This window comes from Exiguobacterium qingdaonense, assembly GCF_018617855.1.
GTDB classification, from domain to species: domain Bacteria; phylum Bacillota; class Bacilli; order Exiguobacteriales; family Exiguobacteriaceae; genus Exiguobacterium; species Exiguobacterium qingdaonense.
In genome coordinates this window covers 154,361-176,831 of record NZ_JACSKY010000002.1, presented here as the reverse complement: position 1 = coordinate 176,831, position 22,471 = coordinate 154,361, and the positions used below count along the sequence as shown (strand labels likewise).

The 22,471-nt window shown below is 48.0% G+C and carries 22 protein-coding genes; 2 read left to right on the top strand and 20 right to left on the bottom strand.

The window, feature by feature from the left end; genetic code table 11:
- Positions 1–3 precede the first annotated feature (3 nt).
- The 12 genes from KNP00_RS04250 to KNP00_RS04195 all read right to left on the bottom strand — a co-directional run bounded on the left by KNP00_RS04250 (position 4) and on the right by KNP00_RS04195 (position 8,803).
- Complete coding sequence (locus KNP00_RS04250; RefSeq protein ID WP_240542705.1) at positions 4–975, bottom strand: PhoH family protein; 972 nt, start codon at positions 973–975, stop codon at positions 4–6.
- Positions 976–1,092: 117 nt separating this feature from the next.
- Positions 1,093–1,515: a hypothetical protein gene (locus KNP00_RS04245; protein WP_215142562.1), complete on the bottom strand. Its 423-nt coding sequence runs from the start codon at positions 1,513–1,515 to the stop codon at positions 1,093–1,095.
- Between the two features lie 5 nt (positions 1,516–1,520).
- A complete protein-coding gene (gene floA / locus KNP00_RS04240) occupies positions 1,521–2,507 on the bottom strand; it encodes a flotillin-like protein FloA (RefSeq protein ID WP_215142560.1) in 987 nt (328 codons plus the stop codon).
- Positions 2,504–3,043: an NfeD family protein gene (locus KNP00_RS04235; protein WP_240542704.1), complete on the bottom strand. Its 540-nt coding sequence runs from the start codon at positions 3,041–3,043 to the stop codon at positions 2,504–2,506. The genes floA and KNP00_RS04235 overlap by 4 nt, the downstream gene beginning before the upstream one ends.
- A gap of 106 nt (positions 3,044–3,149) precedes the next feature.
- Positions 3,150–3,599: a GatB/YqeY domain-containing protein gene (locus tag KNP00_RS04230; protein ID WP_215142558.1), complete on the bottom strand. Its 450-nt coding sequence runs from the start codon at positions 3,597–3,599 to the stop codon at positions 3,150–3,152.
- Positions 3,600–3,632: 33 nt separating this feature from the next.
- Complete coding sequence (gene rpsU / locus KNP00_RS04225) at positions 3,633–3,827, bottom strand: 30S ribosomal protein S21 (RefSeq protein WP_029334745.1); 195 nt, start codon at positions 3,825–3,827, stop codon at positions 3,633–3,635.
- A gap of 74 nt (positions 3,828–3,901) precedes the next feature.
- A complete protein-coding gene (gene deoC, locus KNP00_RS04220; RefSeq protein ID WP_215142556.1) occupies positions 3,902–4,567 on the bottom strand; it encodes a deoxyribose-phosphate aldolase in 666 nt (221 codons plus the stop codon).
- A 79-nt stretch (positions 4,568–4,646) separates the two neighbouring features.
- Positions 4,647–5,525 carry an EamA family transporter RarD gene (gene rarD, locus KNP00_RS04215; RefSeq protein WP_215142554.1) on the bottom strand — a complete coding sequence of 293 codons (879 nt, stop codon included), beginning with the start codon at positions 5,523–5,525 and terminating at the stop codon, positions 4,647–4,649.
- 107 nt (positions 5,526–5,632) lie between these two features.
- Entirely contained in the window at positions 5,633–6,790 is a 1,158-nt protein-coding gene (locus tag KNP00_RS04210; protein WP_215142552.1) for a bifunctional cystathionine gamma-lyase/homocysteine desulfhydrase, read from the bottom strand.
- Positions 6,756–7,694 (bottom strand): PLP-dependent cysteine synthase family protein, encoded by a 939-nt coding sequence (locus tag KNP00_RS04205; protein WP_215142551.1) that lies wholly within the window; start codon positions 7,692–7,694, stop codon positions 6,756–6,758. The genes KNP00_RS04210 and KNP00_RS04205 overlap by 35 nt, the downstream gene beginning before the upstream one ends.
- Before the next feature lies 1 nt (position 7,695).
- On the bottom strand, positions 7,696–8,163 hold the full coding sequence (locus KNP00_RS04200) for an S-ribosylhomocysteine lyase (RefSeq protein WP_215142550.1): 468 nt from the start codon (positions 8,161–8,163) through the stop codon (positions 7,696–7,698).
- A gap of 16 nt (positions 8,164–8,179) precedes the next feature.
- Entirely contained in the window at positions 8,180–8,803 is a 624-nt protein-coding gene (locus KNP00_RS04195) for a class I SAM-dependent methyltransferase (protein WP_215142549.1), read from the bottom strand.
- Between the two features lie 306 nt (positions 8,804–9,109).
- On the opposite strand from KNP00_RS04195, the gene KNP00_RS04190 reads away from it, so the two are divergent.
- Positions 9,110–12,766 carry a S8 family serine peptidase gene (locus KNP00_RS04190; RefSeq protein WP_215142548.1) on the top strand — a complete coding sequence of 1,219 codons (3,657 nt, stop codon included), beginning with the start codon at positions 9,110–9,112 and terminating at the stop codon, positions 12,764–12,766.
- 46 nt (positions 12,767–12,812) lie between these two features.
- Here KNP00_RS04190 and KNP00_RS04185 read toward each other — a convergent pair whose 3' ends face one another.
- From KNP00_RS04185 to hrcA, 6 genes are all read right to left on the bottom strand, one after another.
- Positions 12,813–13,565, bottom strand: a complete 753-nt coding sequence (locus KNP00_RS04185) for a 16S rRNA (uracil(1498)-N(3))-methyltransferase (RefSeq protein ID WP_215142547.1) — start codon at positions 13,563–13,565, stop codon at positions 12,813–12,815.
- A gap of 3 nt (positions 13,566–13,568) precedes the next feature.
- On the bottom strand, positions 13,569–14,507 hold the full coding sequence (gene prmA / locus KNP00_RS04180) for a 50S ribosomal protein L11 methyltransferase (RefSeq protein WP_215142546.1): 939 nt from the start codon (positions 14,505–14,507) through the stop codon (positions 13,569–13,571).
- Positions 14,508–14,525: 18 nt separating this feature from the next.
- Positions 14,526–15,632, bottom strand: a complete 1,107-nt coding sequence (gene dnaJ, locus KNP00_RS04175; RefSeq protein ID WP_215142545.1) for a molecular chaperone DnaJ — start codon at positions 15,630–15,632, stop codon at positions 14,526–14,528.
- Between the two features lie 96 nt (positions 15,633–15,728).
- Positions 15,729–17,555 (bottom strand): molecular chaperone DnaK, encoded by a 1,827-nt coding sequence (gene dnaK, locus KNP00_RS04170; RefSeq protein WP_215142543.1) that lies wholly within the window; start codon positions 17,553–17,555, stop codon positions 15,729–15,731.
- A 26-nt stretch (positions 17,556–17,581) separates the two neighbouring features.
- On the bottom strand, positions 17,582–18,172 hold the full coding sequence (gene grpE / locus KNP00_RS04165) for a nucleotide exchange factor GrpE (RefSeq protein WP_215142541.1): 591 nt from the start codon (positions 18,170–18,172) through the stop codon (positions 17,582–17,584).
- 17 nt (positions 18,173–18,189) lie between these two features.
- On the bottom strand, positions 18,190–19,212 hold the full coding sequence (hrcA, locus tag KNP00_RS04160; protein ID WP_215142539.1) for a heat-inducible transcriptional repressor HrcA: 1,023 nt from the start codon (positions 19,210–19,212) through the stop codon (positions 18,190–18,192).
- Positions 19,213–19,405: 193 nt separating this feature from the next.
- Between hrcA and KNP00_RS04155 the strand changes: the two genes are divergently transcribed.
- A complete protein-coding gene (locus KNP00_RS04155) occupies positions 19,406–20,011 on the top strand; it encodes a DUF1054 domain-containing protein (protein ID WP_215142537.1) in 606 nt (201 codons plus the stop codon).
- 47 nt (positions 20,012–20,058) lie between these two features.
- On the opposite strand, the gene hemW is transcribed toward KNP00_RS04155, so the two are convergent.
- A complete protein-coding gene (hemW, locus tag KNP00_RS04150; RefSeq protein ID WP_240542703.1) occupies positions 20,059–21,261 on the bottom strand; it encodes a radical SAM family heme chaperone HemW in 1,203 nt (400 codons plus the stop codon).
- Between the two features lie 18 nt (positions 21,262–21,279).
- Positions 21,280–22,461, bottom strand: a complete 1,182-nt coding sequence (locus tag KNP00_RS04145) for a DUF1015 domain-containing protein (protein ID WP_215142533.1) — start codon at positions 22,459–22,461, stop codon at positions 21,280–21,282.
- Between the last annotated feature and the right edge of the window lie 10 nt (positions 22,462–22,471).

Genomic DNA, 22,471 nt, shown 5'->3' with positions numbered 1-22,471 from the left:
TTTTTAAGTGAGATCTGTGCTGTAGGCGTTAATAATTTTCTTAACAAGCGGATGACGGACGACATCCGATGCACTAAAGTGCTCAAAGTGAATGCCATTCACGCCTTCCAACAAGCGTAACGCTTCTTGCAAGCCCGATGTTTTGCCTTTCGGTAAATCGACTTGGGTCAAATCCCCTGTGACCACCATCTTCGATCCAAATCCGAGTCGCGTTAAAAACATCTTCATTTGCTCTTTCGTCGTGTTTTGCGCCTCGTCTAAAATGACAAACGCATCTTCTAACGTTCGCCCCCGCATATAAGCAAGGGGTGCCACTTCAATCGTGCCGCGTTCTAGTAATCGGTTCGTCTGCTCGACCCCATATACATCAAACAGCGCGTCATATAACGGACGTAAATACGGGTCTACTTTTTCTTTTAAGTCACCCGGTAAAAAGCCAAGGTTCTCACCAGCCTCAACGGCAGGACGTGTGAGAATGATTCGTTTGACCTTACCTTCTTTTAATGCACGTGCCGCCAACACGACGGCCAAGTACGTTTTTCCGGTACCAGCTGGCCCAATCCCAAACACGAGGTCTCGCCGTTCGATTGCACGAACATAGCGGCTCTGTCCAACAGTCTTCGCACGAATCGGTTTTCCTTTGTTCGTCGTGAAGACGACACGCTCATAATGCTCCAGCAGTTCGTCTCCCTTGCCGACTTGAATATGTTGAATGACGCTGATGGCATCACCTTCGTTCAAACGCGCCCCTTTCTTCACCAAGGTTTGCAACGTGAGCACCACTTGTTTTGTCAGTTCTAACACGTCTTGAGAGTCAGCCTGAATAATCAGTTCTTCCCCTCTTGGGATGAGCGCGACTTTCAATTCTGTCTCAATCGCTTGAAACACTTCATCATTCGGTCCAAGTAACGCCTGCGCCTCGTTCGCTTGTTCCATTACAAACGGTATTTTATCAGTCATAATCAATGGATGCATTGCCCCCTCATAATCAGTTGTTCCTCTTTTACTTTAGCACTATCATGCCTATGGTGAAAGAAAGACTGTCTAATTTCTCCATGCAAAAAGGCAGTAACATCCGTCACTGCCTTCCCCTTACTTTTTTCGTTTTGAAATCGGCGGTTGTAAAACCTCGCTCCAAATAACAGCTTCTCGCATTTGCTTTCTTGAGACTTTCGGCTGTCGACGTCTCAACTCCTCTTGAACCGGAGGAATTTTTGCGATGTGTTCAAATTGAGCGCTCACTTTTGGCAACTCTGACTGACGCTCACGAGGAACCGACCTTTCTTCAGTCTGCGCCACTCTCCGTCTTACCTTTTGCGGTGCCGGCTTTTGCTCCGAATCGGAGCCATCAAATGCCGTTTCAATCTCTTTCATTACGTCCCCTACTGAATCTAAATAGCGCTTCAGCTCACTACTTTGAGGACGATCATCAGAAGAAGATGACTTTTCGAGCCGTTTCATCACTGCCGAGGCAATCCCGAAGGCGGCTAACAAAAGTACCCATAATCCATCCATATCAATCACTCATTATCTGATTCAGAATCGACAGGTGACCCGATCGCTTTTCGCATTTCTGTATCCGCTTGAACGTTCAAGTAATTCACATAATCCATCACACCGAGCTTCCCGTGACGCAACGCTTCCGCCATCGCGAGTGGGACTTCCGCTTCAGCGCCGACTACTTTCGCACGCATCTCTTCTACAGAAGATTTCATTTCCTGTTCACGAGCAATCGCCATCGCACGGCGTTCTTCTGCCTTAGCTTGGGCAATCTTCTTATCGGCCTCGGCTTGATCTGTCTGCAAGACTGCACCGATGTTCTTACCGATATCAATGTCTGCGATATCAATCGAGAGAATTTCAAACGCTGTACCAGAATCTAATCCTTTAGTCAAAACGGTACGTGAAATCAAGTCAGGGTTTTCCAATACATGTTTATGATTGTTCTGTGAACCAATCGTCGAAACTACCCCTTCCCCGACACGGGCGATAATCGTTTCTTCACCCGCACCACCGACGAGGCGGTCGATATTAGCGCGAACTGTGATGCGCGCCTTTGCTTTTACTTCAATCCCGTCCATCGCCACACCTGCGATAAACGGCGTTTCAATGACTTTTGGGTTAACTGACATCTGCACAGCCTCGAGCACGTTACGACCTGCCAAGTCGATGGCAGCGGCACGCTCGAATGATAGTTCGATATTTGCACGATGTGCCGCAATCAATGCGTTCACGACACGGTCGACGTTACCACCGGCCAAAAAGTGACTCTCCAATTGGTTTGTATTCAAACCAAGACCTGCTTTGACCGCTTTAATTAATGGGTTGACGATTTTTGAAGGAACGACGCGGCGAAGACGCATCCCGATTAACGTGAAGATTGAGACGTGGACTCCGGCCGCGAACGAGCTAATCCACAGTCCGATTGGCACGAACGTGAAGAACACGGCAAGTGCAATCAACCCTCCGCCTGTAATGAGTAACGTTGTCAATAATTCTGGTGTCATTCTGTTACATCCTCCTTCGGTTCTATAAAGCTTCGAACGACGATCCGCCCTGAGTCCACTTTATATACCTGAATTTTTGTCTCTTGATCGAGATAGCTACCTTCCGTCACGACATCGACTCGTTCTCCGTCGATTTCGGCAGTTCCAGCCGGGCGAAGTGGTGTCAAGGTAACACCGACTTTCCCTAGAAGCTGTTTCCGGTCTTCATGGGACAAGTAGCCTTTTTCGGTAGAAGTGGAATCAGTCAAAATCAACCCTTTATAAAAGAGAGGACGATTCGTACTCAAACGGCGATAAGCCCAAAAACCGAGCCCTGTGAGTACTGCTGCCGCTAGTCCGAGTGAAAGCCATAGCTGACCGATTGTCGCACCCGCCATGATTAGACTGGCAACGACCGCTCCGATCCCAAGTAAACCGAACAATCCAAATCCTGCTACGAACACTTCAATTCCAAGAAGGACGACTCCGACAAAAAAGACTGTCAGAATCACTCCGAGACCAAATGTCATCGCTTTACTACCCCCTTCCAAATTCAAAGCTATCTCCTATCTCTAGTGTATACGAAATGAGAATGAATGTGGTTTCAGAATACGCAAAAAAAAGTAGAAACTTTCGGTTTCCCGAAAAGTTTCTACTTTCTCATCAATTCGTCAATTGTTGTTTGACGATTCGGTTCACAAGACCACCGTCTGCCTTGCCTTTAACTTGTGGCATGACGACGCCCATCACCTTACCCATATCCGATGGAGCCGATGCGTTCGTTTGAGCAATAGCTGCTTGAACGATCGCAGTCACTTCATCTTCTGAAAGTTGTTCAGGCATATAGGCTTCTAGGACGACAATTTCTTCTGCTACTTTAGAAGCAAGGTCTTCACGACCAGCGCTTTCGAATTCTCGGAGGGAGTCTCTGCGCTGTTTCATCTCTCGGTTGAGCACCGTGAGTTCCTCTTCCTCAGTAAGATTTTGACGACCTAGTTTGATAGCCTCATTTTGGAGCGACGCTTTCACCATACGGATCGTCGTCAGACGATCCTTTTGTTTCGCGCGCATGGCTTGCTTCATGTCGTCCGTCAAGCGTTCTTGAAGACTCATGAGCCAACACCCTCTCTACAAATGAAACTGGAATCAGAATTTCTTACGCTTACGCGCAGCTTCTGATTTCAATTTACGTTTTACGCTTGGCTTTTCGTAGTGACGACGTTTACGAACTTCGGCAAGAGTGCCATCTTTCGAAACACCGCGTTTGAAACGACGAAGAGCGTCTTCAAGCGATTCGTTTTTACGGACACGAGTTTCCACTAGTTTTCCCTCCCTCCGAATTACACGACTAAGGAAACGTGTTTCACACGTCATATCATATTATAGTGAAATTAAGTCGTGTGGTCAACCACTTATTAATAGTCGCTGTCTGAACTGCCACCAGAGACGATTGCGATTCCCGCTGATGCCCCGATACGTGTCGCACCAGCATCGATCATCGCCTTCGCACCTTCGAAGTCACGAACGCCACCAGAAGCTTTTACGCCGAGGTCAGGTCCGACCGTTTCACGCATGAGGCGAATGTCTTCGACAGTTGCACCACCAGTTGAGAAACCAGTCGATGTTTTGACGAAGTCTGCTCCAGCTTTGACTGAAAGTTCAGCTGCTTTTTTGATTTCTTCTTTCGTGAGCATGCATGTCTCAAAGATCACTTTGACAAGTGTACCGTTTGCCGCTTCGACAACCGCACGAATATCACGCTCTACGAGGTCATGGTCGCCATCCTTAAGTGCCGCGATGTTGATCACCATGTCCACTTCATCTGCGCCGTTTGCAATCGCGTCTTTTGTTTCAAACGCTTTCACTTCAGGTGTGTTCGCCCCAAGTGGGAAACCGATGACTGTACATACTTTGACGTCGTCATCTGACTTGAGTTGTTCAGCTGCATACTTCACCCATGTCGGGTTGACACATACGCTTGCGAACTTGTACTCGAGTGCCTCAGCACAGAGTGTTGTAATTTGATCTTTTGTTGTTTCAGCTTTTAAAGCTGTGTGGTCGATATAACGGGCTAATTCCATTATTCATTTCCTCCTCTGACAAATAAGTCTGACATCTAACATATTACCACGTTTTTTCTGAATGTAACAGCTTTCAAATTCAAATCAATTGACGGCGCTTGCGAGCAACGACCCAACTATTCCAACTAAAGAAGAAGATCGCAATCCAAATGCACGTGAACGCAAAGATGTGATAGAGCGTGAACGGTTCGTGATACATCACTACACCGATCACCAAACTGAGCGTCGGTGCGATGAACTGGAGAAACCCGACGAGCGTGAACGGGATATGCTGTGCCCCGTAACCGAACAATAGAAGCGGAAGTGCCGTGACCACGCCTGTCCCGAGCAGAGCGACCCAAATCATGGGAGGGGCACCGAACGTGATTTCGTTTGTGATCGCTTGATTGCCGAGAAAGATGATTGCAATCGGAACGACCGCCAACGTCTCGATGCCGAGGCTGACCGTTGAAGCGAGTGGGCGTCTCTTTTTCACCATTCCATAGAAACCGAACGTGCTCGCTAGAACGAAGGAGATCCAAGGAAATGAGCCGTACCCTAGCGTCAAAACGAGGACACCCATAGTGGCGATACTGACAGCCATCCATTGGACTCGATTTAATGATTCCCGAAAGACGAGCACTCCTAACACCATACTGACGAGTGGATTGATATAGTATCCAAGAGATGCCTCAATGATATACCCATGATTGACAGCCCATATGTAGACGAACCAGTTTGCACTGACGATGAACCCGTTCAACATGAATGCATTCCGCGTAGCCCGGTGACGTAGTGCATAACCGAACTCTTTCCATTGATTCGTCCATCTCAAGACGAGTAGGATAAATAAAAATGACCAGATGATTCGATGTGCCAATATTTGACCGCTCGGCACCTCTTGTAAGAACTTCCAATAAATCGGAAGAACACCCCACATGAAGTAGGCCCCGATTGTCGTCCACACCCCTTTATTCACATGCACACCTGCTCTCTTTCAAATTACACACAGTTTAGTCGATGAATGACTTTTGTTACAAGGCTTTTTTTCATAATTAAAGAGAGGACGCTAACGCCCTCCCTGTCTTATTGCTTCACTTGTTCAATCGCTGCTAGCGCTTGTGATAAGTCTTCGATCAAGTCATCAATGTCTTCAAGTCCGACTGAAATGCGGACGAGCCCATCCGTGATGCCCAGCTCTGCCCGGCGCTCAGCCGGAATGGACGCATGGGTCATACGAGCCGGAACACTAATCAAGCTCTCGACCGCTCCCAGGCTCTCTGCGAGTGTAAAGTATTTTGTCTTCGCGACCATCAGTTCCGCTGCCTCTTCTGAACCGACATCAAATGCAATCATCCCGCCGAACCCACGTGCCTGAGACAAATGAACACGTTTTGCCTCTTCACTTGAGACGCTCGGGTGGAGCACGCGTGATACCGACTCATTCGATTGAAGGAATTCGACCAATGCACGTGCATTCGATTCAATTTCTTCCATCCGAACAGCGAGTGTCTTGATACCACGAACGACTAGGAAACTGTCTTGCGGACCTAATACCGCACCGATTGAGTTCTGCAGGAATGCGAGCGCCTCCCCTTGCTCGACCGTACGAGCGACAACAAGTCCCGCCACGACGTCACTATGTCCGCCTAAATATTTCGTGGCACTGTGGAGTACATAATCCGCTCCAAGATCAATCGGATTTTGGAAGTAGGGCGTCATGAACGTGTTGTCGACTACGAGCAATACGTCTGCCTCATCGGCAATCGTGCGCATCGCACGAATGTCTGTCACGTTCAAGAGAGGGTTTGTCGGTGTCTCGACATAAATCATTTTCGTGTTCGCTTGAAGCGCATCCCGAACCGCCGTTTCATCGGATGTGTCGACAAAAGTTGCTTCCAAGCCTCGTGACTGAAATACTCGATTGAATACACGATATGTTCCTCCGTACACGTCAGATCCGACGATGACGTGGTCTCCTGATTTTAGTAGCATGAGCACGGTCGAGATGGCCGCCATCCCTGACCCAAACGCAAAACCTTGTACCCCGCCTTCAATGTCGGCGATGAGTGTTTCAAGCGCTGTTCGCGTCGGGTTAGCCGACCGGGAATACTCGTAACCTTCTCGTAAGTTCCCGATCCCGTCTTGCTTGTATGTGCTCGTTTGATAAATCGGTGGTGTGACGGCTCCTGTCAATGGATCCGTCGTCTTACCGCCGTGAATGAGTGCTGTCTTTGTACGCATGTTCTGCCTCCTTGACAATTCCTTGACTTAAATACCGCTCTGCACTATCCGGCAAGATCGTCACAATCGTGCCTTCCGACAATTGATTCGCTTCCTTTACACACGCTGCGATGGCGGCACCAGATGAACTACCGATGAGCAGCCCCTCCTGTTTCGCCAAATGTGCCACATAGTAGAACGCTTCTTCATCCGTGATCGTATGGATTGCATCTACAGAGGACCGTTCCAAAAATGGTGGCCATTTCTCGACGCCGATTCCTTCCGTTTTATGAGGACCCGGTTCACCACCATTTAAGACCGATCCGACCGGCTCCACAACGACAGTTTTTGTCCCGAGCGGTTTCAGCGTTTTCGCGACGCCAGTAAATGTCCCTCCCGAACCCGCCCCGGCTATGAACACGTCAATCTGAGGCAAATCGTTTAGAAGTTCACGAGATAGAACGTCAACATATGCGTCCGGATTGTCAGGGTTTGAGAACTGTTCTGGGACATAGGCGTCATGCTCTTTCGCTAATTCGATTGCATGATGGATTGCACCTTTCATCCCGAGTTCTGTCGGCGTGTTGACGACCGTTGCCCCCAAGAGTCGCATGAGCGCTTGTTTTTCTTGACTAAACTTTTCAGGGGTTACGGTGAAAAGACGAATCCCGAACCGTTGGCAAGCAAGGGCGAGCCCAATTCCCGTATTCCCCGCTGTCGGCTCGATCACCGTGCCACCTGGTGCGACATCGCCGCGCTCAATCGCCTTTTCAATCAAGTTCATACCGAGTCGGTCTTTCACACTTCCGCCCGGATTCATCATCTCGAGCTTTCCGTACACTTTGACGTTTGGGGGTACGGGAAGTGAATGGAGTTCAATAAGCGGCGTATCCCCGATGAGCTCGTAGACGTCACGGACAATCATCTTACGCTTCGTCCTTAAAGATGATATGCCACTCGTCTCGCTTCGCGAGCATATCTGCCGCTAACTTCTTAGCTCCTTCGAAATCATGATGGTTGGCGCTTCCGCATTGTACAGGGTTTTGCGCAGGTAATTCCTCTGCGTTCATCGCATCGCGTAACGTTGCTTCCACCAAATCAAGCATTCGGTCATAGTCCCCGTCATTCAACATCGTCCAATAGAACCCTGTTTGGCATCCCATAGGTGAAACATCAACGATATCACTTGAATGGTTACGGCTGTTTTCCGCAATCAAATGTTCGAGAGAGTGAACCGCACGCATCGGCATGAGACCCTCGTTCGGTTGGATGAAACGAATGTCATATTTATAGATCGTGTCAACTGATCCTTCTTTGACGCCAGCCAGACGAACATAAGGAGCCTGAACTTTCGTATGATCTAAGTTAAAACTTTCAACGTTATATGTTTTCATGTGTAATTCCTCCTCGTTATTTAGTGGCCACCACGAGCCATACGAACTTGTTTTTTTGTGTCATCGTCACCTTATAACCATTCGTTTCTAACATGGAACGAATCGTTGTCGTATATGGATAGTATTCACGATTCAAGTCTTCAACTAGGTCTGAGTAACCTTTTGCAGTCGCCCAATCGATGATGTCCTGACGGGATGTCGGGGATTCAAACATCGTATCAAGTAACACGAATTTCGGATGTCCCCACGTTCTGGCATATTGACCAATCGCCGTCTCTTTTTCAGAATCTGTCAAATGGTGAAAAGCATATGACGACACGACCGTATCGATGTGTGGAACATCTGGATAACGGAGAAAATCTCCTTCTTGAACTTCAATACCTAACTTGTCAATTGCAATCTGACGCATTTCTGGAGAAGGTTCGATCGCAATCAACGGATTTCCCTTTTGAATTCGTGCACTCAGATTGCCCGTCCCTACACCGAACTCAAGCACCGTCCCGGTAACATTTAGCGCGACTTCATCAAGCATTTGTTCATATCCGACAAACACTTCGTGATATTGCTCGTCATGTCCACCGACCGCTGTGTCATAATTTTTAGCCCAATCTTTAAAGATGTCCATGAATGGTAAATTCATCCCGCCACTCCTTAAACTTAATTCTTACTAAATTGATATGTTTTATAGGTATTTAACATTAAGGATACAGTACCAGGTTTTGCTCATCATTTCAAGTCATTTACCCCCAAGGTGTCACTAAAAAATTTTATATAGGTCTTATGGAATAGGACGTATTCATTATCTGAATATTTTAATTTGTGCAAAAACACTCACCATATTTACAAAAAAAAACCACTATTGTTCATTTGATTAACGATATGATTATTTTCAATGATAGTTGACACTTTGTTTTACAGGTTATAACAAATTTTAGGGGGTTACACATTGTCACGGAAAAAATTCTACCTACATACTTCACTCGCCACATGCATCGCCTTGTCACCTGCTTTGATTCAAGCTGGAACTACCGCTGTTTCTGCGGAAACTTCCGTTAAATCAAAGTTCGTTCTTGAGAAAAAGCAGAAGAAAGTTCGTGTCGTCGTCGAACTTGTCGGTGATCCTGCAATTGTAGAAGCAGAACAAAAAGGTAAAAAGTTTAATGAGTTGACCAAGTCTGAGCAAGACAAAGCACAACAGACTGTCGAATCTGAACAAAAACGTGCTAAATCCTCATTGAAGAAAAAAGGAGTATCGGTCACACCGATTGAAGAGTTCACGACCGTTTTCAACGGATTCTCTACATTCTTGTCTACAAATGAAATCGCGAAAGTCGAAGCGTTACCCGAAGTAGCAACCGTCCACATCGTCAACGAGTATGAGCGCCCTGAAGTCAAACCGGATATGATCACGAGTAGTGGCATGGTTCAAGCCGAACAAACGTGGGGAGATTACGGGTTTGCCGGAGAAGGGACGGTCGTCGCCGTCATCGATTCTGGAATCGACCCTGAGCACCGGGATTATAAGATCACAGACGCCAAGACGGCAGAGTTGACTCAATCAGAAGTCAATCAAGCAATCACGTCGTTCAATCTCCCGGGTGAATACGTGAACGAGAAAGTCCCGTACGCATACAACTACTATGATGAGAACGATGACATCAAAGATGACTCACCCGGCGCATCGATGCATGGTCAACACGTCTCAGGAACAGTTGCGGCAAACGGCGACTTGGAAAACGGTGGGATCAAAGGTGTCGCACCGGAAGCACAAATTTTAGGACTAAAAGTATTCAGTAACGACCCGAACTACGCGTCTACATATGGCGATATATACATCAAAGCGATCGACGATGCGATTAAACTCGGGGCTGACGTCATCAACATGAGTCTCGGTTCAACAGCCGGTTTCGTCGATGCTGATTCTCCAGAACAACAAGCTGTCCAACGCGCCGTCGACAACGGTATCTTCATGTCGATTTCTGCTGGGAACTCTGCATACTTTGGTCACGGATTCGACTTACCGACTGCTTCAAACCCAGATACGGGTGTCGTCGGGGCACCGAGTGTCAGTCAAGCATCGACATCGGTCGCCTCTCTTGAAAACGATCAAATTCAATTGGACGCATTCCGTGTCGGAGATGAAAAAATCGGATGGAAAAAACAAGACGGTCCTGCCTTCAAAGAAGGGACATACGACATCGTGTATGTCGGAGACGGACAACCGGAGAACTACGAAGGGAAAGACGTAACAGGAAAACTCGTCCTTGCTGTTCGCGACGGCGGTTATTTCTACTCGAAGATTCAAAAAACAGCTGAAGCACAAGGCGCAGCAGGTGTCATCGTACGTGGTGCGGTCGGGCATGGCGATTATGTCTCGATGGCTCTCGACCAACCTCAAATCCCAATGGCTTCACTTAGCATCCAGGATGGGAATGAACTGAAAGACAAGTTAGCAGAAGGTCCGCTTCAAGTGACGTTTGCCGGTGACCGAATCAGTGTCAACAACCGTTCAGCCGGTGCGATGTCTGATTTCACATCGTGGGGCGTTACACCGAACCTTGACTTCAAGCCGGAATTGTCTGCTCCAGGCGGACAAATTTTCTCTACGTTTAACGATAACCAATATGGATTGATGAGCGGAACGTCAATGGCAGCACCACACGTTGCTGGAGGAGCGGCACTCGTTCTCGAACGTGTAGACCGCGACTTCAAGTTGAGCGGGAAAGCACGCGTCACGATGGCGAAAAACTTGTTACTCAATACATCTAAGCCTGTCACTGATATCGGACCATACAACCAGGAATTGAAACAGTCGCTTCCATACTCACCACGTCGCGCCGGAGCCGGTCTCATGCAACTCCATGCCGCCGTCACATCTCCGGCAGTCGCATATGAGAAGCAGACGAAAGAAGCAAAAGTAGCTTTGAAAGAACTATCAAAGAGCAAGGCGAAATTCACTATCGTCGTTGAAAACACATCTGATGAATCGCTCACATATGATGTCGCCGCTTCTTTACAGACAGACCTCGCCGTCAAAAACAAAGATGGAATCATTCAAAATGCGATGGAAGCTCAAGCACTTCAACGAGCAGTCGTCAAAATCAACGGATCGAACACAAGTAAAGTCACGTTGAAAGCAAAACAGAAGAAACAAATCACCGTGTCCATCGATGTCTCAAAAGCAAAAGTCTTAAATCCTGAGACGTTGGACGGTGCCGTATCTGCTAAATCAGTCTTTGAGAATGGTTATTTCATTGATGGATTCATTCGTTTGACAGACCCACGTGGTACAGACGGTCATCCATCACTCGTCGTACCGTTCGTCGGGTTCGAAGGGGATTGGGGCAAGGCACCAATCTTTGATGAGACCATTTACGAAGAAGGCTCATTCTATGGAATCTCCGGATTGGTTGATGCGGCTGGGAACTATTTAGGTGAGAAACTTGACGAGTCCGTGGCTGAAGATGCGGTAGCGATTTCGCCAGACGGGGACGGATCAAAAGACACGGCAACCCCGGTCTTCTCACTCCTACGAAATGCGAAAGACATGAAATATCGGATTGTCGATGAGAAAGGAAACGTCCTCCGAACCCTCAAGATGGATGAGGAATTGAGAAAGAACTACTTTGATGGTGGAAGTGGTGATCCATATTACTACACGTCTGATAACGCTTGGGATGGAAAACTGAACGGAGAGATGGCGCCAAAAGGAACATATTATTACGAAATTGAGGCGAGCATCGACTATATGAAAAAACAAGCCCAGACACTTCGAATTCCAGTAAAAGTGGACTACACGGACCCTCGCTTCACGATTCGTTGGAACGAAGGAGTGGCTAGTGTCAAAGCCTCAGACGACTTCGCTGGAATTAACGGAATCGAGTTCCTCTTGAACGGGAAGGTCGTTGCCAAAGAAGCAAGTGATACGGCAAACTTCACACTCGATGCACCAATTGAATCAACAGACCAACTATCGGTTCGCGTTTCAGACAATGCGGGCAATGTGATCACGCGTGACGTATCTACAGAAAATGACGCGGACAAACCAGGGGTCTTCGTTGACGCACCACTCGCCTTGTCTCCTTATGGTACATCCATCGTACCAGTGAGCGGTCAAATCAAGGATGCGTCTGACATTGCATCGTTCACATTAGACGGGGTCGAAGTACCGCTCACATACGACGCGACAGCAAAACAATACACGTTCAATACGACACGAACATATCAAGACGGATTCCATAAAGTTCGGTTCGTTGCAGAAGACGCTGCCGGAAATGTGATCAATTTCGTACGCCCGATCTTCGTCGACTCGACGAAAGCAAAACTGTCCGTGACAAACGTACCGAAAAACGTATCGGCTAAACAGAACTCGGTAAAAGTAAAAGTAAAGGTCACTGATAACTTTGATGAGATCAAACTCCGTGTCAATGGAGACTTGAAATGGAGCAATACACTAAAAGAACCATACGCGATGCGTGCCTTTTCGCGAACTGGAACCATCACCCTCCCAGTAACATCGAAAGGAAAGAACACCTTCACATTCGAAGTGACCGACCTAGGCGGGAACGTCACGAAGAAAGTGATTACAATCAATAAAAAATAAACGGCACCAAAAGACGGATGACCTCAATCGGGTCATCCGTCTTTTCTTATCGTGTGTTTAGTTCAAGCGCGAATGAGATTGCAGATAACGCATAGAGCGGCGCCGTTTCAGACCGAAGAATGCGTGGACCGAATGCACAGGCTGTCGCTCCCGCATCAATCCATCGCTCTATTTCTGCCACATCGAACCCACCTTCAGGGCCCGTGATGACGAGAAGGCGTTGCTTCGGTTTCAGGTGGTCTAATAGTTGCACGAACATAGACCGTTCACCTTCTTTTGCCGACTCTTCATACGCGATGATGACGGCATCGTAGCCATCGATGTTTTGGTCGAGCTCTTTCGGAGAGACGTATGCGCAAGTCGGTACCACGGCACGATATGATTGTTCAGCTGCCTCTTGCATAATCTTTTGAATCCGCTCCACTTTTTTCGGCGCTTTTTTTCCGTCCCACTTGGCGACAGAACGGGTCGACTCGAACAGCAGGAGGTGGTGGACACCAAGCTCGGTCGCTTTTTGGGCGACGAGTTCGACCTTGTCCCCTTTCGGAAGTGCATACGCCAACGTGACCTCGATCGGCAGTTCCGTCGTCGCCTGACGCGATGACATGACTTTCGCTTCCCCGCTTTTTTTCTCAAGCGAAGCCACGACACAGGCATATTCAACACCTGTACCGTCCAACAGGACCATCTCATATCCGGGACCTTGTCTTAAGACTGTACCGATGTGATGGACCACGTCGGCGGGAAGGGTCACCGTATCGCCTTTAAAGGCTTCTCGTGTCAAAAAGTAACGTTGCATAACTTACCCTTTCTTGGCAATGATTGCGACCCAGTCTTCCATCACGCGCGTCTCTTCAATCTCGAAGCCCGCAGCAATCAAAGCGTTCGTCACTTCAGCCCGCTTCTCTCCGATGATACCAGAGGTGATGAAACGCCCACCTGACTTCGTACGTGCATAGGCGTCTTCGATGAAAAGGAGAATGACGTCGGCGAGAATGTTCGCCACGACCAAATCGTATTCACCTTCCACACCTTTCAAAAGATCACCCGTGTCCACTTGAACGAGTTCGTCTACTCCGTTCGTCTCAACGTTTTGACGAGCAGCTTCGACTGCGACTGTATCTAAGTCCAATGCCTTTACGCTTGTTGCCCCGAGTTTTGCTGCGGCAATCGATAAGACACCTGAGCCTGTGCCCACATCGATGACTTGATCACCGTTTTGGATGTAGTTCTCGATCGCCTGAATGCAAAGCATCGTCGTCGGGTGCGTCCCCGTCCCAAACGCCATCCCAGGGTCTAGCAAGATGACGTTTTCTTCCGGTTGCGGTGTGTACTCTTCCCATAGAGGAACGATCGTCAGCTGTTCTGAGATCTTGACCGGTTTATAATACTGCTTCCAAGAGTGCGCCCAGTCCTCTTCATCGATTTCAGCGACCGTGACGTCTCCCGAACCGATATCGAGCATCGTGCGGAGTCGTTCGATTTCTTTCTTCAAATTTGAAAGTAAATCTTGAAAATCACCAGAGGCTGGGACATACGCTTTGACGTGTACGCCAGAAGTTGGATACGTCTCACGATCCGAAACGTCCCAAATCTCTCCGAAATGGTCCTCCGCCATCATTCTGTCGAAATCTTCGACGTCCTCGATGACGACACCTTGTGCCCCTACTTCGTGTAATATATTCGATACAGCTTCTACCGCAAGTTGTGTCGTGTGGACACAAATTTCAGACCATTTCATCGCCCGAACACACTCCTTTTAATGACTAAAGAACTTTTTCATTTTTTGAAACATGCCATGTTCCTCTTCTACGCCAGACTCGCCACTGATTTCTTCAAACTCACGAAGCAATTCTTTTTGGCGGTCGGTCATATTTTTCGGTGTCATGACGATGACACTGACATATTGGTCACCGTTGGCACCACCGCGTAAGTGCGGCATTCCTTTTCCGCGTAAACGGAATTTCGATCCGGTTTGGGTTCCGGCTGGCACTTTCAAGCTCACATTGCCGTGAACGGTTGGCACTTCAATTTCAGCACCGAGAGCCGCCTGCGCAAACGTGACCGGCATCTCCATTGCGATGTGTTGGTCGACACGTTCAAAAATTTCATGTGCTTTGACGCGGACGACAACGTACAAGTCTCCGGCTGGTCCACCGTTCACTCCAGGGCCACCTTTACCAGAGAGACGAATCTGTTGACCGTTATCAATCCCTGCTGGAATCTTCACTTCGACCGTCTGCTTTTTCTTCACATGACCTGAACCGTGGCAAGTCGCACATTTTTCTTTAATCGTCTTCCCTGTTCCCTGACATTGGCTACAAGGGCGTTGATTGACCATACGTCCAAGAATCGTATTCTGTTCGACCGTCTCGACGCCACTTCCACCACAACGACTACACGTCTCCGGTTTCGTGCCAGGCTTTGCCCCGCTTCCCATACACGTGTCACACTCAACTTCAATTTCAAGTTCAATCGTTTCCGTCTTTCCGGTCACACTCTCCATAAAGTCAAGGTCGACCACATACTGATAATCTTCACCCCGGCGCGGTGCGTTCGGGTCTTGACGACGTCCGCCACCTCCGAAGAACATGTCAAAGATATCTCCGAATCCACCTTGGAAGTCGCCTCCACCTCCGAACTGATTGGCACCTTCAAAACCGAATCGGTCATATTGAGCACGCTTTTGTTCATCGGACAATACTTCGTACGCTTCGCCGATTTCCTTGAATTTTTCCGCCGCATCGGCTTCTTGATTAATGTCTGGATGATATTGACGGGCCAGTTTACGGTATGCCCGCTTAATTTCTTGTGCCGAGGCCGATTTTTCGAGCCCGAGCACTTCATAATAATCTCGTTTCGCCACTATTCTCGCTCCTATCCTAGCTTATATCGATTCTACCTTAACATGGAAAGAGCCAAAGCAGAAACCTGCTTTGGCGCTCCCTTTTACAACGGCTGTTTACTTACGGTCGTCGAGATCCTCAAATTCCGCGTCCACGACATCGTCGTCCTGTTTCGCTTCTGTTTGTGGTTCTGCGCCTTCAGCTCCTTGCTGTTCAGCCATTTTTGCATATACTTTTTGCGTCAACTCTTGAACGACAGCTGACAATTCGTCTTTGGCTGTACGGATTGCCTCAAGGTCCGAACCTTCGAGAGCAGTTTTCGCTTTTTCTTTCGCAGCTTCTGCTTTTTCTTTGTCCGCCTCATCTACTTGCTCACCGAGGTCTTTGATCGCCTTGTCTGTTGCGAAGACGAGCTGGTCCGTTTCGTTGCGAAGTTCCGCTTCTTCTTTACGTTGGTTATCTGCCTCTGCGTTCGCTTCCGCTTCCTTCACCATACGCTCGATTTCTGCCTCATCGATACCAGAAGAAGATTGGATTGTGATCGATTGCTCTTTGTTCGTTCCGAGGTCTTTCGCAGATACGTGAACGATCCCGTTGGCGTCGATATCAAATTTAACTTCGACTTGCGGTACACCACGTGGCGCCGGCGGAATGTCCGTCAATTGGAAGCGACCGAGCGTCTTGTTGTCTGGTGCCATCGGACGCTCTCCTTGGAGGACGTGGATGTCAACAGCCGGTTGGTTATCTGCCGCTGTCGAGAAGACTTGCGATTTAGACGTCGGAATCGTCGTGTTACGATCGATGAGTTTCGTCATCACGCCACCCATTGTCTCGATACCGAGTGAGAGTGGAGTAACATCAAGAAGGACTACGTCTTTCACATCGCCTGCAAGAACCCCACCTTGAATTGCTGCACCGAGTGCGACAACTTCATCCGGGTTGACTCCTTTGAACGGTTCTTTCTTCGTGAAGTCATGGATTGCTTTTTGAACTGCAGGAATACGTGTCGAACCACCGACGAGAATGATTTTGTCGAGGTCAGAAGGAGTGAGTCCTGAGTCTTTCAATGCACGGCGAGTCGGTTCCATCGTACGTTCGACGAGGTCGGCCGTCAACTCTTCAAATTTCGCACGCGTGAGCGTCATCTCCAAGTGAAGTGGTCCTGCCTCACCTGCTGTAATGAATGGGAGGCTGATGTGCGCACTTGTGACACCAGAGAGGTCTTTCTTCGCTTTCTCAGCCGCATCTTTCAAACGCTGAAGCGCCATCTTATCTTTCCCGAGGTCGATCCCGTTCTCTTTTTTGAATTCTGCAACGAGATAGTCGATGATTTTTTGGTCAAAGTCATCTCCACCGAGACGGTTGTCACCTGCTGTTGCGACAACTTCAAATACACCGTCACCAAGTTCGAGAATTGACACGTCGAATGTACCGCCACCGAGGTCATAGATTAAGATCGTGTGGTCTTCACCTTTATCTAAACCGTACGCGAGTGCAGCCGCTGTCGGTTCGTTAATGATCCGCTTTACATCGAGACCTGCAATCTTACCTGCATCTTTTGTAGCTTGACGCTCTGCATCGTTGAAGTACGCAGGAACTGTGATGACCGCTTCCGTGACCGTTTCACCGAGGTAGTCTTCAGCGTCTTTTTTCAACTTTTGCAAGATGATAGCCGAGATTTCTTGTGGTGTAAATTTCTTATCGTCTACATCGACTGTATGAGATGTTCCCATATGACGTTTGATCGACTGGATTGTGTTTGGGTTCGTGATCGCCTGACGTTTCGCAACCTCACCTACTTGGCGCTCTTCCCCTTTGAATGCGACAACTGAAGGAGTCGTACGGTTCCCTTCTGCGTTTGAGATGACGACCGCTTCGCCACCTTCCATCACTGCTACACATGAGTTAGTAGTCCCTAAATCAATACCGATAATTTTACCCATCATTTATTCCTCCGTCTCATTAAGTATTATTCTGCAACCTTTACCATGCTTGGACGAATGACTCGGCCGTGCATCGTATATCCTTTTTGAAGTTCCATCGTCACGATTCCCGACTCGTACTCGTCGCTAGGCTCTTGCATGACTGCTTGATGATAATTTGGATCGAACGGCTGTCCGACCGAATCAATCGCTTCAACTTGTTCAGCATTCAAGACGTCAAGCAACTGGCGGTGAATCATATCGACTCCTGCCTGGATTTGCATCGCATCTTCTGAAGTTGCCTCGACTTGGAGCGCACGCTCAAAGTTGTCGATGAGTGGAATCAATTTTTCAATGACAGACTGAGAAGCAAATTTGACGCGCTTGGCATTCTCTTCATTCGTACGACGTCGGAAGTTATCGAAATCGGCACGAATCCGAAGCTCACTCGCTCTCAACGCTTCGATTTCTTTTTGTAAGTCCGTCCCCTCAGAACTTTCTTCCACAATCTCAGCATTTGAAACCTCATCTACTTCCGATTGTTCAGTCTGCTCTGTTTCTTCTGTCTTCGCTGAGTCAACCGATTTTTCATCAAGCGCGTCTTCTTGGTCGCGCCTGTTTGGATGATTTTCTGTCATCGTAAAACTCCTTTCCATCATTCATCTAATTTCGTTCGTCGCAACGCTTCAATAATTTGTCCCATCATTTGGACCCCATGACGATAATCCATTCGAGTCGGTCCAATCATGGCAATCGTACCAAATGTTTCCCCGTCAAGTGTATAATCAGAGGTGATGACACTACAATGTTGAAGGGCGACTATTCCATTCTCGCTCCCAATGCTCACATAAATCTCACGATTTGGCAACGATTCGAGCCAATGGGTCAATCGGTCCTGCTCATCAATCCATTCAAGAAACGGTCGTAACGTATCGAGCGTTTGAAACTCAGGCTGATTAAAGATATTTTTCTTTCCTCCTAAATAAAGTGAGGATGGCGTTTGAATACCGACCGTTGATTGAATCAGTTGCATCATATTTTCATATTGCTGTCTTTGGGCAAGCTGTAATCTTGCAACTTCTTCTCCGATTCGAATTTTCAGTTGTCCGATTGAAGTTCCGACGAGGCGATCATTTAATAGACGAATCGTTTCCTCAATGACTTCAGGCGCCACGCGCGATTCGAACATGACGGTGCGATGTTCGACGTGGCCTTGATCGGTAACAATGAGAACGACACCTCGACGCTCATCTAATGGCATAAAGTCCACACGTGCCAACGTCTCCATTTGGCTATTTGGACCGAGGGCGACCGTCGTATAATTGGTCAGATCAGAAAGGAGATCTGCTGCTTGGCGAATCAGAATCTCAGACTCTTTAGAAGATTGTCTCAGTCGTTCTTCTAAGCGACCTGTTTCCTGTTCATCAATCATCTGCTTTTCGACGAGATGATCCACGTAATATCGATAGCCGATTTCTGACGGGATTCGACCTGCGGAAGTATGTGGTTTCTCAATCAACCCCATGTCTTCGAGGTCGGCCATATCGTTCCGAATTGTCGCCGAACTAAACGTCAAGTCATCTCGCTTCGACAACGTACGTGAGCCGACCGGCTGAGCGGTCTGTATATAATCATCAATGATGGCCCGAAGAATGAGCAATTGTCGATCTGTCAGCACAACATCACTCCTCTCTGAGAAAAGTTACCTCGTTTTATTAGCACTCATATTTAACGAGTGCTAATCACACTTCAAATATTATCATGTTCTCACTATTTGTCAATTCATCCCCTCTGATTTTTTTACCTTTTTCTCAGACGGCAAACCTGAAAAAGAAAAATCAATTCGTTATGATAGATGATGAGGTGATAAAATGTTTACAACAAAACAATTTGAAGTGTTCAAACGCGATGGGCTCGATTCACGAATGTCAGGCATTCGCTCGGATATCCAGCCGCTGTTTCATCGCATTTATGATGAGGTCGGTCCTCAGCTCGAGGCGGATGTCGGTATTCCCCTTTATCTTCATGTCGCAAAGCACGCACGTCGGACGGTGAATCCACCGAAAGATACGTGGATGTCGATTTGTCACGATAAACGCGGGTACAAAAAACACCCTCATCTGCAAGTCGGCCTCTTCGACGACCGTGTCTTCATTTGGCTTGCGTTCATCTATGAGATGCCAAACAAGGACGCGATTGCGAAACATTTGCAACAGATTGATGTAAAATCGACATTCGCCGATTTCCATATCGCGGGCGACCATATGAAAAAAGAGGCGTTTCTCGTCGAAGATACGCCAAATGAAGACGTTCATGCATTATTGGAACGGTTCGCTACCGTCAAAAAAGCCGATTTCTTGATTGGTCGACAACTACCAGCAGACGCATCAATCTTACAAAACGAAGATGCGTTTCTAGCGCTCGTCGAAGATACATTCGCTCGGCTCACGCCGCTCTATCGTGACCTCGTCTTATAATCCTACAAAAAATGGACAAATCCCTCACGAGGGACTCGTCCATTTTTTTATGATTCGGCATGTTCAAGTTTTGCTTCTCCGATAAATGCCGCGAATGCTTCATTCGCGAGTGGCAAACCGGATGCCGTTAGACGGATATGTGTTTTTGTCCGTTCAACCAATGACTTCTTCACTAAATCGTCGATGACATGACCGAACACATCATCGAGCGACGCCCCATACTTTTGATCAAACACCTGAAGCGAGACCCCGGAACGCATACGTAGACCGAGGAACAGCTCTTCTTCCATTTTTTCCACTTCCTCAAGCTCGGTCACCCGCTTCACGGGTATGCCTTCCGCCTTAATATAGTGAGGAATCGGGGCGATGTTGGCACGTCGTGTCCCGTTCAAATAACTATGTGAGCCAGCTCCAAAACCATAGTACTCTTCATTGCGCCAGTACACTTGATTGTGACGGCTCTCCCGACCCGGCAGGCTGTAATTCGAGATTTCATACTGTTTCAGCCCATTCTGTTCAAGTGTCTCCATCACTTTGAGGTACATCTCGACTTCGACGTCCTCACCAGGTAAACGAAGTTTCCCTTTTCGGTCTTGAATCGCGAACACGGTATGCGGTTCAAGGATCAAAGAATAGGAGGACACGTGTTGAATCGGCAATTGAAGCGCTAATTTCAAATCACGGTCAATCTGTTCAAGTGTCTGTTCTGGTAGACCGAACATGAGGTCAATCGAGATATTGTCAAAGCGTTTCGCCGCTTCGCTCACGGTCTCGAACACATCGTCGGCGCGGTGCGTTCGGCCGATTCGTTCGAGTCCACCATCATCGAACGTCTGGACACCGAAACTAAGTCGGTTGACACCCCCGGCCTTCATCGTGTCGAGTTTTTCCGCACTCACAAAGTTCGGATTCGCCTCGACAGAATACTCCAAGTCGTCCGAGGCGAGTGGGAGGAGGTGTCGCCGGACCACGTCCATAAGCTTCGCCATCTGCGCTTCGTTGAGTGCAGTCGGTGTCCCGCCTCCGATAAAGATCGTATCGATCCGCTCCGTCGGATACGCTTCGAGCGTCAATACAATCTCCCGTTCTAATGCATCTAAATAGTCATCAACAGGTTGGTTTTTTAAAAACACCTTGTTGAAATCACAGTAATAACAAATATGTTCACAAAAAGGAATGTGAAGATATACGGCTTTAGCCAATGAGGCCACCCCTTTCTTCTCATTCCATTTATAACGCTTTTCGTCCATTCTTTCCAGCCTGCGCAATCAATCGAATCGATGAATGAACAGACCACTCTTTAATTTTGGCTCGAACCAGGTCGATTTTGGCGGCATCTGTCCACCACTATCTGCCACTCGCATGAGCTGTGACATCGTCGTTTCATGACAAGTGAACAGTAATCGGTCCTGTCCTTTCACTAGTTCCTCTAATTCGGCGACCGACTTGTTCCCACCGACAAAATCGATTCTCGCGTCCGTACGAATATCCTCGACACTGAAATATGGAGAAAGGATGTCGCGCTGTAAGATTGCGACGTCGAGAGCAGTGTCCTCTTTCCGTTTCTTCAGCTCGTAGTATTTACCTCGATAGGCGACTCCGAACACTCCATGCGCTTTCGGGGTAACGAGCGTGTCTACCGAGTTCACCTCATATGAAAATGACAATCCCTCGATCATCTGTTCCACTTCCTCCGGCGCAACATTCGTCAGTAGTCGATGATATGGCAAGATGGTCAACTCATCGCTCGGAAACAATACACCTAAAAAATGAGACCGTTCGCTCTGCTGCGTCTCGTTTCCGCCCATTCCCGAGACGACGGCCGCTGCCTTCGCGCGATGATGCCCATCTGCGATATAGATGGACGGGATGGTCGCACCAATCATCATGACCCGTGCTAGTTCACGGTTTGGAATCATGAAGCCCTCATGCTTTACGCCACGATCGTCTGTGAATGAGAACAACGGCTCCTCTTCCGTTACCGCACGTAAAATCTGCTTTAAATTTTCGTGAGGGGGGTGACTGAGTAAAATCGGCCCGGTATGTGCTTTCGTCGCTTGGACATGTTCGACACGTTCGCGTTCTTTTGTCTCACGGGTATGTTCGTGAATCTTGATTCGCCCCGCTTCATAGTCCCTCACGGAGAAAGTCGCGACCAATCCGGTTTGTTGCCGCTGTCCAGACGTTAGACGATAAATATAAAAACCATTCGGTCGCTCCGTCAATTCTCGTTCATAGAGGTGGTCCAGCTCTTGACGGGCAAGTTCTCCCCACGCTTGAAGAGAGGGGGTGTCTTGGAGTGCTTCGGGCTTATCGACAGCTAGAAATGAATCACGGTTCTTTGAAAGGATTGCTTTCGCCTCTTCTAACGATACGACATCGTACGGGTCTGCTGCGACACGTTCCGCATGCATTGGCATGTAAGGGCTAAACGGTTTGAATACGACCATAATATCCTCC